Below are 15,424 nucleotides of genomic sequence, written 5' to 3' on the forward strand. Positions count from 1 at the left end.
AAGTTAGGTCACCCGAAAACTAGGTGTTCGTCATCCGCCAGATCCGGTCTCGCGACATCGGCGTCTCGTACGGACGGATACCGATCGCCCGGCGGATGGCGTTGGCGAGCGCGGGCGCCACGGGGTTGTACGGCGACTCGCTCATCGACTTGGCGCCGTACGGCCCGAGGTCGTCAGAGGTGTCGGCGAACATCACCTCGGTGACGGCAATGTCGGCCATCTGCGGGACCCGATAGGTCCGCAGGACCGGCGTCAGCGGCACACCTTTGCCGTCGAGCATGATCTCCTCGTAGAGCGATGCGCCGATCGCCTGTGCGACACCGCCTTCCACCTGGCCGAGGCACTGCTGCGGATTCATCACCGTGCCGGCGTCGGCGGCATGCACGGACTGCAGGATCGTCACCGCGCCGGTATCCACGTTCACCGCGACCCGAAAGGCCTGGACGTTGAACGCAATCGAGCGCAGGTCACCGCGTTCGACGCCGGTGCCGATGGCGCGCGGGCCGGACGGTCCCGTCACCCGCTCCTCGACGTCGACGGCGTCGATCAGGTCCGCGAAGCCGATCATGGTGTCGCCGACGAGCGCCCCGTCGGCACCGAGACGTATCTCGTCGGGTGTGGCGCCCGACACCTCGGCGGCGGCGCCCACGAGCATCTCGCGCAACGCGAGTGCTGCGCCGTAGACGGCCTTGCCCGCGACGGTGATCCCGGCGGACGCGAACGCGCCGGTGTCGTAGGGCGCGGCGTCGGTGTCGCCGTGACGCAACGACACCCGACTCAGGTCGGTCGACATCGTGCTCGCCACGATCTGAGCGTGGACGGTGGTGGTGCCGTTGCCGAATTCGGTTGTGCCGGAGCCGATGTGATAGGTGCCGTCGGCGTCGACCGAGACGGTGGCCGTGGAGTGATGCCCGCGCGGGGCCATGGTGGCGATCGCGGCGAGCGCCATACCCTCGCCGACGCGCCACTGCGGTCCCGCTGGTACGGCGGCGCCGTTGCCCCGGGCCAGCGCAGCCTGGGCGAGGTCGAGACACTGGTCGAGCCCGTAACTGCCGTACACCAGGTCTTCCTCGGGTTCGGGATGGGCGATGAGCAGTGGGTCGCCCTCGGTGACGGCGTTACGGCGCCGGAGCTCGAACGGGTCGAGTCCCAGTTCGAGAGCCAATTCATCCATCGCGCTCTCGATGGCGAAGATGACCTGGCCCAGTCCGTACCCGCGGAAAGCGCCCGACGGCGGGTTGTTGGTGTAGACGACCTCGGCATCGATCCGCTTGACCGGGCAGTTGTACACCGACACCGATTCGGCGCAGCCGTGGAACATCACGCCGATCGCGTGATTGCCGTACGCACCGGTGTCGGAGAGGACATCGATCTTCATCGCGGTGAGCCGTCCGTCGGCCTCGGCCCCGAGATCGACCGACACCGTGAACGGGTGGCGGTAGGTGGTCCGCGTCATCTCGTCGGTGCGCGTCATCTCATAGGCGACCGGACGGCCGGTGCGCAGGACCGCGACCGCGACGAGATCCTCGGTGAGCATTTCCTGTTTGCCGCCGAAGCCGCCACCGACCCGGGCCGCATGCACGCGGATACGCTCGGGTGGCAGTTCGAGGAGCAGAGCCAGCTCGTCGCGCACGAGAAAAGGGACTTGCGTGCTGGTGCGCAGCACGAGGCGGCCCTCGTCGTCGAGCCAACCGAGCGTGCCGTGGGTCTCGAGCTGGGCGTGCGCGACCCGTCCGGTGCGCCAGGTGCCGGAGACGGTCACCGACGAATTCTCGAGGGCGGCAACGATGTCGCCACCGAATCCATCATGGAACGCGGCCACCACATTGCGGCCGGCATCGGCCACACGGTCGTCCGGGGTGCGATCGGGATGCACGAGGGCGGCGCCGGGGCGGCGGGCCTCCGCCGGGCCGAACACCGCGGGCAACGGGTCATAGGTGACCACGATGAGCCGGCACGCCTCCTCCGCGGCCGAGGCGGTCTCGGCCACGACAGCGGCCACCCGCTGACCGACGAAGCGGACCACCGGATCGAGGATCAGGGTGTCGTCCGGGTCGTCCGACCGTGATTCGTGGCGACCGGTGGAAAACCTTCGGGTGGTGACGTTCTCATGGGTGAGGATCAGCGTCACCCCGGGTACCGCGGCCGCGGCGGTGGAGTCGATCGAGGTGATCCGGGCATGCGGATGCGGCGATCCCAGGACGCGGAGGAACTGCGTGCCGGGTATGTCGATGTCGAAGGTGTAGGGCTCGGTGCCGCTCACCACGCGTTGTGCGGCAATGGGATTGACCGATTCGCCCACCCCGTTGACCGATGGCGGGCGGGCGCAGCTGCCCGCGCAGGCATCGGAACCGGCATCGGCGCACTCTTTTCGGGCGACGCCGTCGCGGATCGCCGCGTCGATCGCGCGATATCCGGTGCAGCGGCACAGGTTCCCTTTCATCCGCCGCGGCAGGTCGTCGAGGTCCTCGGCGCCGAGCGTCGATGCGGTGACGACCATCCCGGCCGTGCAGAACCCGCACTGGAAGCCGAAGTTGTCGACAAAGGACTGTTGCATGGGATGCAGATCACCGGGTGTCCCGAGCCCGGCCGCGGTGGTCACCGACGCACCCTGGGCGCGTTGGGCCGGATAGATGCACGAGTGCACGGGCGTGCCGTCGACGAGCACCGAACAGGCACCGCAGTCGCCGGCATCGCATCCCTTCTTCACCTCGAAGTGTCCGTGGTCGCGCAGCAGGGTGCGCAGACACTGACCGGGGCGGGGTGCGGCGTCGACGGGCTCGCCGTTGATCTCGAATCGCATCATGGCTCCTCTCATCGACCGGATCGGGCGTGGTCGATCAATTCGCCGCGGATCTCTTCGGCGAGTACGGCACTGACTCCGCGACGCCAGTCCGCCGATCCCATCGGATCGGTGTAATAGCCTGCGGCGGAGGTGACATCGGAATGCAGGCGGTCGGCTTCGGGTACTGCGGGATAGCGCAGGACGGTGGGCCAACCGGTGGCGGCGGTGATACCGAACACCGTGGCGCCGTCGTCGTCGCGGCGTCCGGTGACGACCGCGCCGGACCGGCCGAGCTCGGCCAGGGCGATCTTGCGGTAGGCGGTGTGGGCGCGCAATGCGTGCGCGGGGATGTCGACGGCGCGCAGCACTTCTCCTGGTTCGAGGGTGTTGGTGCCGTTGCCGGTGACCAGCTCGGCCACCGGCAACCGTCGGTCGGTGCCATCCGGGCGCCACACCAGGGCGTCACCGTCGAGCGCCACGGCCAAGGAGACCATCGAGCCGGCGGCGAACGAGCGGCAGATGTTGCCGCCGACGGTGGCCACGTTCCAGATCTTGAACGACGCCAACAACGCTGTGGCGCACTGAAAGAACAATGGCAGGGCGTGCCGGCCAGGATGCGCGGGAAGCGCGGCGAGGGTGGCGATCGGGCAGGTGGCGGCAATCCGCAGCCCGCCGTCCGGCAGCTCTTCGACGTCGGGCCAGCCCATTTCGGTGATGTCGACAACGCGGGTGGCGTCGACCTGCGGTTCGCTGAAGAACCAGGTGCCGCCGGCCACGATCCGCTCGCCGGGCGCCAACGCGAGGTCGTCCCGGGTCCGGGCGTGGCGATACCCGGCGATGGTGTTGAGATCCATGGCGACTCCTATCCGGCCTTGTCCAGCAGTCGGCGATGCTCGGTGGCACAGTCGGCGGCGACGGCGTCGAGGTCGGCGGTCCGTAGCTCGTCGTCGGCGACGATGCGACGCCCACCCACCCATGATCCCCGGATCGGCGGGATCGCGCCGAGGACGAGTGCGGCGACCGGGTCGTCGATGCCGGCGTGCGCGAGGCCCGTCAGGTCCCACAGCACCAGGTCGGCGAGTTTGCCGGTCTCGATCGATCCGATCTCGTTGTCGCGACCGAGAACTCGCGCGCCACCGAGGGTGCCCAGTTCGAGCGCGGTGCGGGTGGTCAGCGCGGTCGCGCCACCACGCGCGCGGGCCATCAGCACCGCCTGATGTGCCTCCTCGAGCAGTCGCGCCGACTCGTTCGACGCCGCCCCGTCGACGCCGAGACCGACCGGCACACCCGCCGCGACGAGATCCCGGGTGCGGCAGATGCGGTTGCCCAGCCGGGCATTGGAGGTGGGGCAGTGCGCGACGCCGGTGCCGGTGGCAGCGAGTCGGGCGATGTCGTCGTCGCCGAACTCGACGCCGTGCGCGAACCACACATCGTCGCCGACCCAGCCGACCGACTCCATGTACTGCAGTGGGGTGGCGCCGAAGTGCTCGTCGCAATAGGTGTTCTCATCCGGCGATTCGGCGAGATGCGTGTGCATCCGCACCCCGAGGTCGCGTGCCAGGGACGCCGATTCACGCAGTAGGTCGGTGGTCACCGAGAACGGTGAGCACGGCGCCAGCGCGATCCGCAGCATCGACGACGGCGACGGATCATGCCAGCGGTCTACGGCGTCGGCGCTGGCCGTGAGGATCTCGTCGATGGTCTGCACGACCGAATCGGGCGGTAGGCCACCGTCCTTCTCCGAGAGATCCATCGATCCGCGGGTCGGGTGGAAGCGCAGGCCGAGCGAGGCGACCGCGGCGATCTCGGCGCCGAGCAGATCACCGCCCTCGCGCGGGAAGACATAGTGGTGATCGGTCGTGGTGGTGCAGCCCGACATCGCCAGCTGGCCCACCCCACCGAGCGCCGCAGTGTGCACGGCCTGCTCGTCGATGCCCGCCCAGATCGGGTACAGCGTGGTCAGCCACTCGAACAGGGTGTGGTCGGCGGCGAGGCCGCGGGTGATCCATTGATAGAGGTGATGGTGGGTGTTCACGAGGCCGGGCGTGAGGACGCAGCCGCGGCCGTCGACCCGGACCACCTCGGACCCCACATCGGTGAGCGGATCCGTCGACACCTCCGTGATGACACCGTCGTCGATGCGCACCGACGCCGACGGCAACTCGCGGCGCGCGGCATCGACGGTGATGACGTGCGCGTTCTCGATCAGGGTCTGGGACACGCGAACACGCTACGACGATCGCGTTACGGCGATATTTCGTCGTCGCTGATCGATCCGGCGTCGGCACCGCGGTACGCCGGTGGCGCCTCGTTGCGTAAGGTCCCGTCGGGGGCTTGTGCACTGCCGAGGACAGGAACGGAACATGTTCGACAAGGTGTTGGTGGCCAACCGCGGCGAGATCGCGATCCGGGCCTTTCGCGCGGCGTATGAACTCGGCGCCCGGACGGTCGCGGTCTTCCCGTATGAGGATCGCAATTCGCTTCACCGGCTCAAGGCCGACGAGTCGTATCAGATCGGGGTGCCCGGTCACCCGGTGCGCGCGTATCTGTCGGTGGACGAGGTGGTCGGCGCGGCGGTGCGGTGTGGTGCCGACGCCGTCTATCCGGGCTACGGATTCCTGTCGGAGAATCCGGAGTTGGCGCGGGTGTGTGACGCGGCGGGGATCACCTTCGTCGGTCCGCGGGCCGACGTGCTGGACCTGACCGGCAACAAGGCGCAGGCGATCGCGGCGGCGCGGGCAGCGGGACTGCCGGTGCTGGCGTCCTCGGCGCCGTCGGCGGACGTCGACGAGCTCGTCGCGGCGTCGGCGGACATGGCATTCCCGGTCTTCGTCAAGGCGGTGGCCGGCGGCGGTGGTCGTGGTATGCGTCGGGTCGAGGAGCCGGCCGATCTGCGCGAGGCGATCGGTGCGGCATCACGGGAGGCGGAGTCGGCGTTCGGGGACGCGACGGTCTTCCTGGAGCAGGCGGTGGTCAACCCCCGCCACATCGAGGTACAGATCCTCGCCGATACGCACGGCAACGTCATCCATCTGTTCGAGCGCGATTGCAGTGTGCAGCGCCGGCATCAGAAGGTCGTCGAACTGGCGCCGGCGCCGAACCTGGATCTCGCTCTGCGCGAGAAGATCTGCGCCGACGCGGTGGCCTTCGCCCGGCACATCGACTACTCGTGTGCCGGGACCGTCGAATTCCTCGTCGACGAGGCCGGCCGGCACGTGTTCATCGAGATGAATCCGCGAATTCAGGTGGAGCACACGGTGACCGAGGAGATCACCGACGTGGACCTGGTGGGCGCGCAGTTGCGGGTGGCGTCGGGTGAGTCCCTCGAGGACATCGGTCTGCGTCAGGACGACCTCGTGATCCGCGGGGCGGCGATGCAGTGCCGCATCACCACCGAGGACCCGACGGCGGGGTTCCGCCCCGACGTGGGCCGCATCACCGCCTACCGCAGTCCCGGCGGTGCGGGTATCCGACTGGACGGCGGCGCCAACCTCGGTGGCGAGGTGTCGGGACACTTCGACTCGATGCTGGTCAAACTCACTTGCCGGGGCAGCGATTTCGCGACCGCGGTGCGCCGCGCCCGGCGTGCCTTGGCAGAGTTCCGGATTCGCGGGGTGGCGACGAATATTCCGTTCCTGCAAGCGGTGCTCGACGACCCGGACTTCCGGGCGGGGCGGGTGACGACATCGTTCATCGAGGAGCGGCCATGGTTGCTGACCTCGCGTGGTTCGGCCGATCGCGGTACCCGGATCCTGGAATACCTCGCCGACGTGACGGTGAACAAGCCGCACGGCGAGCGGCCCTCCACGGTCTATCCGCGTGACAAACTGCCCACCGTCGAGCGTGCGGCGCTGGCGTCGCCGCCGTCGGGATCGAAGCAACGACTCGTCGAGCTCGGACCGACGGGATTCGCTCGGGCGCTGCGTGGTTCGCCCGTCCTCGGCATCACCGACACCACTTTCCGTGATGCGCACCAGTCGTTGTTGGCGACCCGGCTGCGGACATCGGCGCTGCTCGCGGTGGCCCCGCATGTGGCCGCCCTGACCCCGCAATTGCTCAGCGTGGAGTGCTGGGGCGGGGCGACTTACGATGTGGCACTGCGGTTCTTGAAGGAAGATCCGTGGGACCGCCTCGCCCAGCTGCGTGCGGCGATGCCCAACATCTGCCTGCAGATGCTGCTGCGCGGCGCGAACACCGTCGGCTACACGCCGTATCCGACGAGGGTGACCACCGCGTTCGTCGCCGAGGCCACCGACGTCGGAATCGACATCTTCCGGATCTTCGACGCGCTCAACAACATCGAGCAGATGCGCCCGGCGATCGACGCGGTCCGCGATACGGGGACCGCGGTCGCCGAGGTGGCGATGAGCTACACCGGTGATCTGGCGAACCCGGCCGAGGATCTCTACACCCTCGACTACTATCTGCGCCTGGCCGAGCAGATCGTCGAGGCGGGCGCGCACATCCTGGCCATCAAGGACATGGCAGGCCTGCTGCGTGCGCCGGCGGCGACGAAGCTGGTCACCGCGCTGCGCCGGGAATTCGATCTGCCGATCCATGTGCACACCCACGACACGCCGGGTGGGCAGCTCGCGACGTATCTGGCCGCGGTGGCGGCCGGTGCCGACGCGGTCGACGGGGCGTCGGCGGCACTGGCCGGGACCACGAGTCAGCCGCCGTTGTCGGCAATCGTGGCCGCATTCGCGCACTCCGAACATGACACCGGGCTGGATCTGGGTGCGGTGTGCGACCTCGAGCCGTACTGGGAAGCGATCCGAAAAGTCTACGCGCCGTTCGAGTCCGGCATTCCGGGGCCGACCGGACGCGTCTACTCCCACGAGATCCCGGGCGGACAACTGTCGAACTTGCGGCAGCAGGCCATCGCGCTCGGATTGGGGAACCGATTCGAGGCCGTCGAGGAAGCCTACGGCGCCGCCGATCGAATGCTGGGCCGGCTGATCAAGGTCACGCCCTCGTCAAAGGTCGTCGGCGACCTGGCGCTGTCGCTGGTGGGGCAGGGCATCGAGCCCAGCGATTTCGCCGACGATCCAGCGGCCTACGACGTCCCGGATTCGGTCATCGGATTCCTGCGCGGCGAGCTGGGCGAGCCGGCCGGCGGCTGGCCGGAACCCTTGCGCAGCAAGGCACTCGAAGGGCGACGACCCGCCGCGCCGGTGGTGGAGCTGTCCGCACCGGATTCCGACGCGCTCGACGTCGCGGGCCGTTCGCGGCAGAAGACGCTCAGCCGGTTGCTGTTTCCCGGCCCGACCAAGGAGTTCGCCGAGCATCAGGAACTCTACGGCGACACGTCGCGGCTGTCGGCGAACCAGTTCTTCTACGGACTGCGCTACGGCGAGGAACACCGCGTCGAACTCGAGCCCGGCGTGGTCCTGCTCATCGGACTAGAAGCGATCAGTGAGGCCGACGAACGCGGCATGCGTACCGTCATGTGCGTCATCAACGGGCAGCTCCGGCCGATCGCGGTGCGCGACCGGTCGATCGACTCCACGGTGGCAGCGGCGGAGAAGGCCGACCGTGCCCACCCCGGGTCGGTCGGCGCCCCCTTTGCCGGGGTGGTGTCTACCTCGGTGCGCGTGGGCGACGAGGTGGCCGCAGGGGCGGCGATCGGCACCATCGAGGCGATGAAGATGGAGGCCACCATCACCGCTCCGGTCGGCGGCAAGGTCACCCGCGTCGCCGTCGGCCCGGTCACGACCGTCGCGCCCGGCGATCTGCTCATCGAGATCGGATGACGGCGCCCGCTCCGGCCGCTTAGGACTCTACCCTTACGGGAGGGTAGAGTCTTGCGGGTTGTGCGCGCCCAGGTCGGCTCTCCCATCGTCGAGAACTGCGGTGCGCCGGAAACGGAGCCCTGAAGATGACAGCACCCCCGACGGTCTCACCCGCCCGGGAACAGTCGGTGTGGGCGGCGCTTCGCTCGCCGCGTCGGCTGCGTATCGAAGTGCTGGGTGGGCTGGTGGTCGCGCTCGCCCTGATCCCCGAGGCGATCTCGTTCTCGGTCATCGCCGGGGTGGACCCGCGAGTGGGACTGTTCGCCTCGTTCACCATGGCCGTGACGATCTCGATCGTCGGCGGGCGTCCGGCGATGATCTCCGCGGCGACCGGTGCGGTGGCCCTGGTGGTGGCGCCGCTGGTGAAGAGTCACGGTCTCGACTACCTGATCGCCACGGTCGTCCTGGCCGGCGTCTTCCAGGTGATACTCGGCGGACTCGGGATCGCGAAACTGATGCGGTTCGTGCCGCGCAGCGTCATGGTGGGATTCGTCAACGCGTTGGCCATCCTCATCTTCACCGCCCAGTTGCCCAACCTCATCGGGGTGCCCTGGCTGGTCTATCCGATGGTGGTGGCCGGCATCGTCATCATCGTCGGGCTGCCGCGGCTGACCACCGTGATCCCGGCCCCGCTGGTGGCGATCGTGTTGCTCACCGCGGTGACCCTGGCCGTCGGCTGGTCGGTTCCCGACGTCGGGGACGAGGGCAAGCTGCCCGACAGTCTGCCGTCGCTGGGTCTGCCCGACATACCGTGGACCTGGCACACCCTGTCGGTGATCGCCCCCTATGCGTTCACGATGGCGCTGGTCGGTCTTCTCGAATCGATGATGACGGCGAAATTCGTCGACGATCTGACCGACACCCATTCCAACAAGTCACGCGAGGCGATGGGGCAGGGCATCGCGAACGTCGTCACCGGCTTCTTCGGTGGCATGGGTGGCTGCGCGATGATCGGGCAGACCATGATCAACGTCAAGGCGTCCGGGGCGCGCACCCGGATCTCCACGTTCCTTGCCGGTGTGTTCCTGCTGATCCTCGTCGTCGGACTCAGGGACATCGTCGCCCTGATCCCGATGGGAGCTCTGGCCGCGGTGATGATCATGGTGTCTGTCGGCACCATGGACTGGCACAGCATCAATCCGAAGACGTTGCGGCGCATGCCGAAAAGCGAAACGGCGGTGATGCTCGCCACCGTCGCGGTGACGGTCGCCACCCACAATCTCGCGTACGGCGTCATCGTCGGGGTGGTCATCGCGATGATGCTCTTCGCCCGCCGGGTCGCGCACCTCACCGAGGTCGTCGAGGTCGCCCACCCCGACCCCGACACGCGGGTGTACGCGGTCAAGGGGGAATTGTTCTTCGCTTCCAGCAATGATCTGGTCTATCAATTCGACTACGTGGACGACCCGCCTCAGGTGATCATCGACATGAGTGACTCCCACATCTGGGACGCCTCCAGCGTGGCCGCGCTCGACGCGATCACCACCAAATACCGAGAGAAGGGCAAGAGCGCCACCATCGTCGGACTGAACGACAGCAGTGCCCGTAGGCTCGAACAGCTCAGTGGGCACCTCACCGGCAAGGAGTGAACAAGGCGATGACATCGTGGGGGACGACGTGACCGATGACGGTGCCGCGGCGCAGGACGGTGACCGTCATCTGCAGATCGGCGAGGTGGCCGCGGCCACCGAACTCTCCATCAAGACGATCCGCCACTACGACGAGGTGGGGCTCGTCATCCCGTCGGCCCGTTCGGCCGGCGGGTTCCGGCTCTACACCGAGGCCGACGTCGAGCGGCTGCTGGTGATCCGCCGGATGAAGCCACTCGGCTTCACTCTCGACGACATGCGGGCATTGCTCGCCGCCCAGGACATACTCGCCGACGCCGGTGGTACCGACGCGGACCGGGCATCTGCCCTCGACACGATCACCGGCTTCCACCTGCGGGCCGAAAAGGCCTGTGGTGAGCTCGCCCGCCAACTGGACTACGCGCGCGAGTTCACCTCGCAGCTCGCCGGGAGGATCCGGGCGCGCCGCCCGGATTCCCCGGCTCCTAGCCGATCTGGCCCCTAACCGATCTGGGCCCGAATGGCGCGGGTCGCGGCGACCATATTGGTCAACGCCTGCTGTACCTCCACGGTGGTGCGCGTCTTCAAGCCGCAGTCCGGATTGACCCAGAGCCGTTGCGGGGCAACAGTACTGACTGCCTCGGCAAGTGCGTGCTCGATCTCGGTGGTCTCGGGCACACGCGGCGAGTGGATGTCGTAGACACCCGGGCCGACGGCGTTCGTGAAGCCGGCCGCGTCGAGGTCGCCGAGGATTTCCATATGTGAGCGGGCCGCCTCGATCGAGGTGACGTCGGCCTCGAGGTCGGCGATCGCTCCGATCACCTCACCGAACTCCGAATAGCACAGATGGGTGTGGACCTGCGTGTGGTCGGCGACCCCGGAGGTCGCCAGCCGGAAGGCGCGCACCGCCCAGTCGAGGTAGGCGGGTTTGTCGGCGTCGCGCAACGGGAGCAATTCACGCAGCGCCGGCTCGTCGACCTGGATGATGCCGATCCCGCTGCGTTCCAGATCGATCGTCTCGTCGCGGATCGCGAGCGCGATCTGATCGGCCGAGTCCGGCAGCGGCTGATCGTCGCGGACGAAGGACCACGCGAGGATGGTGACCGGTCCGGTGAGCATGCCCTTGACCGGCTTCTCGGTGAGCGACTGCGCGTAGGCGATCCAGTCGACGGTCATCGGTGCCGGCCGCGACACGTCGCCGAACAGGATCGGCGGGCGCACACAGCGGGTGCCGTAGGACTGCACCCAGCCGTTCGCCGTCGCCGCGAACCCGTCGAGTTGCTCGGCGAAGTACTGCACCATGTCGTTGCGTTCGGGTTCGCCGTGTACCAGCACGTCCAGTCCGATCTGCTCCTGCAGGGCCACCACGTCCCGGATCTCCTCGTGCATCCGCTGCACGTAGGTGTCCTGGTCGATGTCGCCGGCCCGCAGTGCCGCGCGCGCCAACCGGATGGCCGAGGTCTGCGGGTACGAGCCGATCGTCGTAGTCGGCAGCGCCGGTAGGCCGAGTCGTTGCGCCTGCGCGTCGCGTCGGATGGCGGCGTCACCGCGGGTGGCATCGGCGTCGGTGATCGCGGCCAGCCGGCTGCGGACCGACGGGTTGGACAGTCGCGGGTCGTCGGCCCGGGTGGCCAGTGCCGCCGCACACGCGTCGAAGGCGTCCTTCTGCGCCTCGCGACCGGTGTGCAGCGCCTTTGCGAGCACCACCACTTCTCGAAACTTGTCATCGGCAAATGCCAGCCACCCGCGCAGGGTGGCGTCGAGACCGGTCTCGCCGTCCAGTGAGTACGGGATGTGCAGCGTCGAGCATGACGTCGACACTGCCAGCGAGCCAACAGATCCCAGTAGCGTGCCGAGCGTGGCCAGGGCCTTGTCGAGGTCGGTGCGCCAGATGTTGCGGCCGTCGACCACACCCGCGACGACGTGCATGCGGGCCAGCTCCGGAACTCCTACGACGGACTCGATGCCGCCCGCGACCAGATCGACCGCGACACCCTCGATCCCGGTGGTCGCCAACTCGCGTAGCGCGCCGCCGGCATCGCCGAAGTAGGTGGCGACCAGAATTGCCGGCCGCGAAGACGCCTGGGCGAGAGTCGAATACACCGAACCTGCCAACTCTGCGAGATCTGGTGCGAGGTCGGTGACCAGTGCCGGCTCGTCGATCTGTACCCATCGGACTCCCGCATCGGCGAGCGTCGCGAGCAGTTCCAGGTAGCACGGCAGCAGTTCGTCGAGGTGGTCGAGGGGAACCGACGGAGAATCGGTGTCCGCCACCGACTTCGACAGGGCCAGAAAGGTGATCGGGCCGATCACGACCGGGCGGGGCTCGATACCGGCCTCGCGGGCCTGCGCCACCTCGGCCAGGATCTTCTCCGGATGTAGCGAGAACCTGGTCTCGGGACCGATCTCCGGCACCAGGTAGTGATAGTTGGTGTCGAACCACTTGGTCATCTCCAGCGGAGCGATCTGCTCGGTGCCGCGCGCGGCGGCGAAGTACCGATCGAGGGGATCGGTGACGGCATCGAAGCGATGCGGCAGCGCGCCCAGCAGGATCGCTGTGTCGAGCATCTGGTCGTAGAGGGAGAAGGTGTTCACCGGAACCGAGTCGACGCCGGTCGCGGCGAGCTGATCCCATGTGGCACGCCGTAGTCCGGCGGCGACATGTTCGAGCTCGGTGGCGTCGATGCGCCCGCCCCAATAGGCCTCGACGGTACGTTTGAGCTCCCGGTTCGGGCCGATCCGTGCGGTGCCGAGAACGGTGGCGGTGAACGGGGATGTGCTGGACCGGGTGGTGCTGACGGACATGAGTGATGCACTCCTGCAACGAGTTCCGAGTGGTCCGTCGCCGTTTGCCGGGTGCGTCGAATCAGCGTCCCGGATACGGGCGCGCGTGGTGTGCGCCCCGTCAAGACACCGCTTCGACCTGCACCCATTCCGCGAGGCGACGAGCCACCGACCGCGGCGCGGCCGGTACAGCGGGCAGGTCTTCGGACTCGTCGGCGGGGCGGCACCATGGCCGCAGTTCCTAGTGGCCGTCGCTTCCCGGATGTGAACATCCAGTGCTCGATGACGGCGGTCGTTCCGACATACCGCTGCGGGACAGTTCCGGACTCACACCGGATTCCCTCTTACGACGCCGGGCCGGGTGTAGGGGCTCCATGACATCCCGGGCGGCGAACCAGCTGCACCGCCGAGCATAGAGGATGCCCACCGGCGAGGACACCCCGCACCGTGCCCGGGTATTCCGGCGCGAATGGTGAATGCGCTGAGGCCAGTGCCCGCAATCGGTAGACATTACTCCCGGGAATCGCGATCGATGTCTGACCGATCCGTCGAGGCGGTGGTGCCGCGGTTCGGTTCCCGTACTGCGGCATGCCCGCGGAGTCGTGTGACCTCGACCATGTGGTGGCGTTCGATCATGCCGATCCGCTGGCCGGGGGTTGGACGCTGCCCGCTGATCTGATCCCGTTGTTCCGGCCGGATCACCAACGCAAACATTTGGGTATCTGGCGGCCGACGCTGCACACCGACCGCACTGTCACCTGGCGGCATCGGGATACCGGGCAGACCATCGTCACCCACCCGCGCTGACCGATGTGGCGAGCGCTGTCGGCGGAAGCGACGCATGGCGCGGGCTCCGATACGGCGCCCGCGCCATGCGTCCGGGTCATTCCGGTGCGTCGAGAGGTTTCAGATGAGGGCAGCACACCCGAAGACACCGAGCCCGAGCAACGCGGCGCCGGTGATCGCCTGCACCCGACGATCGACCAGGCACATCGTAGTCAGGAATCCCGGGATGGTGCCGCCGCGACGGACGTGCAGGATCGCCAGCGCGCTGGGCATGCACCGACCCAACGACACCGTCACGAACAGCGCGGCGCCGAGTGCCGGTGACCCGACTGCCGCAACACCAAGGGCGAGAAGGTAATACGCACTCGACCGGATGAAGATCAGGAATCCCGGCCCGATGATCGCGCCGAACACCAACGACACCTTCCAGGGTTCCATCCGACGACGCAGGTGGCGGGGCAGCTGCCGGCGGCGCATCGGTGTGGGCATCGGCAGCACGCCCTGCTCGTGCAGACCGTACGCCAGGGCCAGGACCGCCCAGATCCCCAGCGCCACCGGTGCGCTGAGCCAGCCCAGCGCGAGTCCGCCCAGTGCCCCGATTGCGGCTCCGGTCACCGATCCGGTGGCCACCGACCCCAGTGCGTGCCAACCGAGTCGGCGCAGCGGCGTCGACGACCCCTTGCGGCCGGGCTGCTTCGGCGCGACGACGACACCGGCCACCGACATCCCGCATGTGGACCAGTTGGCCGCCAGCGCCGTCAGTACACCCGACGCGATCACCGCACCCGTCAGCGCCGACGACGCGGAGGGCGCGGCCGCCAATCCCACCGTCGCGCCAACGGTCACCGCACCCAGGCCGAGGGCCATACGCCCGGGCAGGCCCATCGAGGTGGCCAACTCCGGCCGGAGCCGTGGTTCGTCATGCTCCAGCGGAGCATGATCGATCATCGTTACCATGTCTTCTCCTTGTGATGATTGAACTTTCGTGTTGATATGACCGTCGCTCAGCCCACGTGGATGATGCCGGTCATGTCGGGGTGGATCTGGCAGTGATAGTCGATGTCTCCTCTGCTGGTGAAGGTGTGCCGGTAGGACCCCGAGCCGTGGACTCCACTGTCGAAGATGCCGTCGGCGTAGACCTGGTGAAGCAATACGCCGTCGGTGAAGTCCCATTCGACGGTTCCGCCGACGGGGATGTGCACTTCCATCGGCGCGAAGCGAAGGTTGTCGACGGTGACGAAGGCGTCGGGTTTCGGCGGCGGGTGGGAGCACGCGCCGAGGCTCAGGATCGCCCCGAGCGCGACCACACCGAAGGCCGCCGCCCGGAACGCCCCCACCCGATGCGCCCCGGTGGCGGAATCGTCACCCCGCAACGATCACCACCCCGGTCATGTCCGGGTGCGGATCGCAGTGATACGGGTACTTTCCGGGCTTGTCGAAGGTGTGGTCGTAGGTACCGGAGGTCAGCAGGTCGCTCTTGAACAGCCCGGTGTCCGATGCCACGTTGTGTGGCATGCCGCCGTCGTCGAACTTCCACTCGACCGTCTGGCCGGGCTTGATCGTCACCGACTTCTCGGTGAAGGCCATGTTCTTGACATCGACGACCGCCGCGGGCGACGAACCGGATGAGTCGTCGCTGCCACAGGCGGCAAGTCCGAAGGGGATCAGCAGCATTGCGCCGCAGGCGAGGATGGCTTTCTTCATTGATG

At 68.0% G+C, this 15,424-nt stretch carries 11 protein-coding genes and 1 riboswitch; of the genes, 4 read left to right on the forward strand and 7 right to left on the reverse strand.

All coding sequences use genetic code 11. From position 1 onward, the window contains the following. Positions 1-19: 19 nt before the first annotated feature. Genes ACLQ3C_RS12810 through ACLQ3C_RS12820 form a run of 3 tightly spaced genes read right to left on the reverse strand, consistent with a single transcriptional unit; the run spans position 20 to position 5,006 of the window. Positions 20-2,803, reverse strand: a complete 2,784-nt coding sequence (locus tag ACLQ3C_RS12810) for a molybdopterin-dependent oxidoreductase (RefSeq protein ID WP_425705448.1) — start codon at positions 2,801-2,803, stop codon at positions 20-22. Positions 2,804-2,814: 11 nt separating this feature from the next. Then, entirely contained in the window at positions 2,815-3,639 is an 825-nt protein-coding gene (locus ACLQ3C_RS12815) for an FAD binding domain-containing protein (RefSeq protein WP_425705449.1), read from the reverse strand. Between the two features lie 8 nt (positions 3,640-3,647). Then, positions 3,648-5,006, reverse strand: a complete 1,359-nt coding sequence (locus tag ACLQ3C_RS12820; protein ID WP_425705450.1) for an 8-oxoguanine deaminase — start codon at positions 5,004-5,006, stop codon at positions 3,648-3,650. Between the two features lie 142 nt (positions 5,007-5,148). Between ACLQ3C_RS12820 and ACLQ3C_RS12825 the strand changes: the two genes are divergently transcribed. The 3 genes from ACLQ3C_RS12825 (at position 5,149) to ACLQ3C_RS12835 (ending at position 10,650) form a co-directional block, all read left to right on the forward strand. Then, positions 5,149-8,538: a pyruvate carboxylase gene (locus ACLQ3C_RS12825; protein ID WP_425705451.1), complete on the forward strand. Its 3,390-nt coding sequence runs from the start codon at positions 5,149-5,151 to the stop codon at positions 8,536-8,538. A gap of 125 nt (positions 8,539-8,663) precedes the next feature. Beyond that, entirely contained in the window at positions 8,664-10,166 is a 1,503-nt protein-coding gene (locus ACLQ3C_RS12830; RefSeq protein ID WP_425705452.1) for a SulP family inorganic anion transporter, read from the forward strand. Positions 10,167-10,194: 28 nt separating this feature from the next. Next, positions 10,195-10,650, forward strand: coding sequence for a MerR family transcriptional regulator (locus ACLQ3C_RS12835; RefSeq protein WP_425705453.1), 456 nt, complete (start codon positions 10,195-10,197; stop codon positions 10,648-10,650). Here the strand turns inward: ACLQ3C_RS12835 and metE are convergent. Further along, positions 10,647-12,950, reverse strand: a complete 2,304-nt coding sequence (metE, locus tag ACLQ3C_RS12840; RefSeq protein ID WP_425705454.1) for a 5-methyltetrahydropteroyltriglutamate--homocysteine S-methyltransferase — start codon at positions 12,948-12,950, stop codon at positions 10,647-10,649. The two genes, ACLQ3C_RS12835 and metE, sit on opposite strands and share 4 nt — an antisense overlap. Before the next feature lie 156 nt (positions 12,951-13,106). Further along, positions 13,107-13,343: riboswitch (cobalamin riboswitch) on the reverse strand. 174 nt (positions 13,344-13,517) lie between these two features. Here metE and ACLQ3C_RS12845 point away from each other — a divergent pair. Continuing rightward, entirely contained in the window at positions 13,518-13,736 is a 219-nt protein-coding gene (locus tag ACLQ3C_RS12845; RefSeq protein WP_425705455.1) for a hypothetical protein, read from the forward strand. A gap of 99 nt (positions 13,737-13,835) precedes the next feature. On the opposite strand, the gene ACLQ3C_RS12850 is transcribed toward ACLQ3C_RS12845, so the two are convergent. From ACLQ3C_RS12850 to ACLQ3C_RS12860, 3 genes are read right to left on the reverse strand one after another with little or no spacing between them, the layout of a single operon-like run. Beyond that, complete coding sequence (locus ACLQ3C_RS12850; protein WP_425705456.1) at positions 13,836-14,672, reverse strand: methylamine utilization protein; 837 nt, start codon at positions 14,670-14,672, stop codon at positions 13,836-13,838. Positions 14,673-14,719: 47 nt separating this feature from the next. Beyond that, the gene (locus ACLQ3C_RS12855) at positions 14,720-15,088 is read right to left on the reverse strand and encodes a cupredoxin domain-containing protein (RefSeq protein ID WP_425705457.1); all 369 of its coding nucleotides are present in this window, start codon (positions 15,086-15,088) and stop codon (positions 14,720-14,722) included. Further along, the gene (locus tag ACLQ3C_RS12860; RefSeq protein WP_425705458.1) at positions 15,078-15,419 is read right to left on the reverse strand and encodes a cupredoxin domain-containing protein; all 342 of its coding nucleotides are present in this window, start codon (positions 15,417-15,419) and stop codon (positions 15,078-15,080) included. Before ACLQ3C_RS12860 ends, ACLQ3C_RS12855 begins: the two co-directional genes overlap by 11 nt. Positions 15,420-15,424 lie beyond the last annotated feature (5 nt).

Source organism: Gordonia sp. DT30, assembly GCF_049844915.1.
In the GTDB taxonomy this organism is placed as follows: Bacteria; Actinomycetota; Actinomycetes; order Mycobacteriales; family Mycobacteriaceae; genus Gordonia.

What these genes read in the sequence shown, in the direction of transcription:
- ACLQ3C_RS12810 (WP_425705448.1), bottom strand. Translation starts at nt 2,803, where the DNA reads ATGCGATTCGAGATCAACGGCGAGCCCGTCGACGCCGCACCCCGCCCC.
- ACLQ3C_RS12815 (WP_425705449.1), bottom strand. Translation starts at nt 3,639, where the DNA reads ATGGATCTCAACACCATCGCCGGGTATCGCCACGCCCGGACCCGGGAC.
- ACLQ3C_RS12825 (WP_425705451.1), top strand. Translation starts at nt 5,149, where the DNA reads ATGTTCGACAAGGTGTTGGTGGCCAACCGCGGCGAGATCGCGATCCGG.
- ACLQ3C_RS12830 (WP_425705452.1), top strand. Translation starts at nt 8,664, where the DNA reads ATGACAGCACCCCCGACGGTCTCACCCGCCCGGGAACAGTCGGTGTGG.
- metE (WP_425705454.1), bottom strand. Translation starts at nt 12,950, where the DNA reads ATGTCCGTCAGCACCACCCGGTCCAGCACATCCCCGTTCACCGCCACC.
- ACLQ3C_RS12845 (WP_425705455.1), top strand. Translation starts at nt 13,518, where the DNA reads ATGCCCGCGGAGTCGTGTGACCTCGACCATGTGGTGGCGTTCGATCAT.
- ACLQ3C_RS12850 (WP_425705456.1), bottom strand. Translation starts at nt 14,672, where the DNA reads ATGGTAACGATGATCGATCATGCTCCGCTGGAGCATGACGAACCACGG.
- ACLQ3C_RS12860 (WP_425705458.1), bottom strand. Translation starts at nt 15,419, where the DNA reads ATGAAGAAAGCCATCCTCGCCTGCGGCGCAATGCTGCTGATCCCCTTC.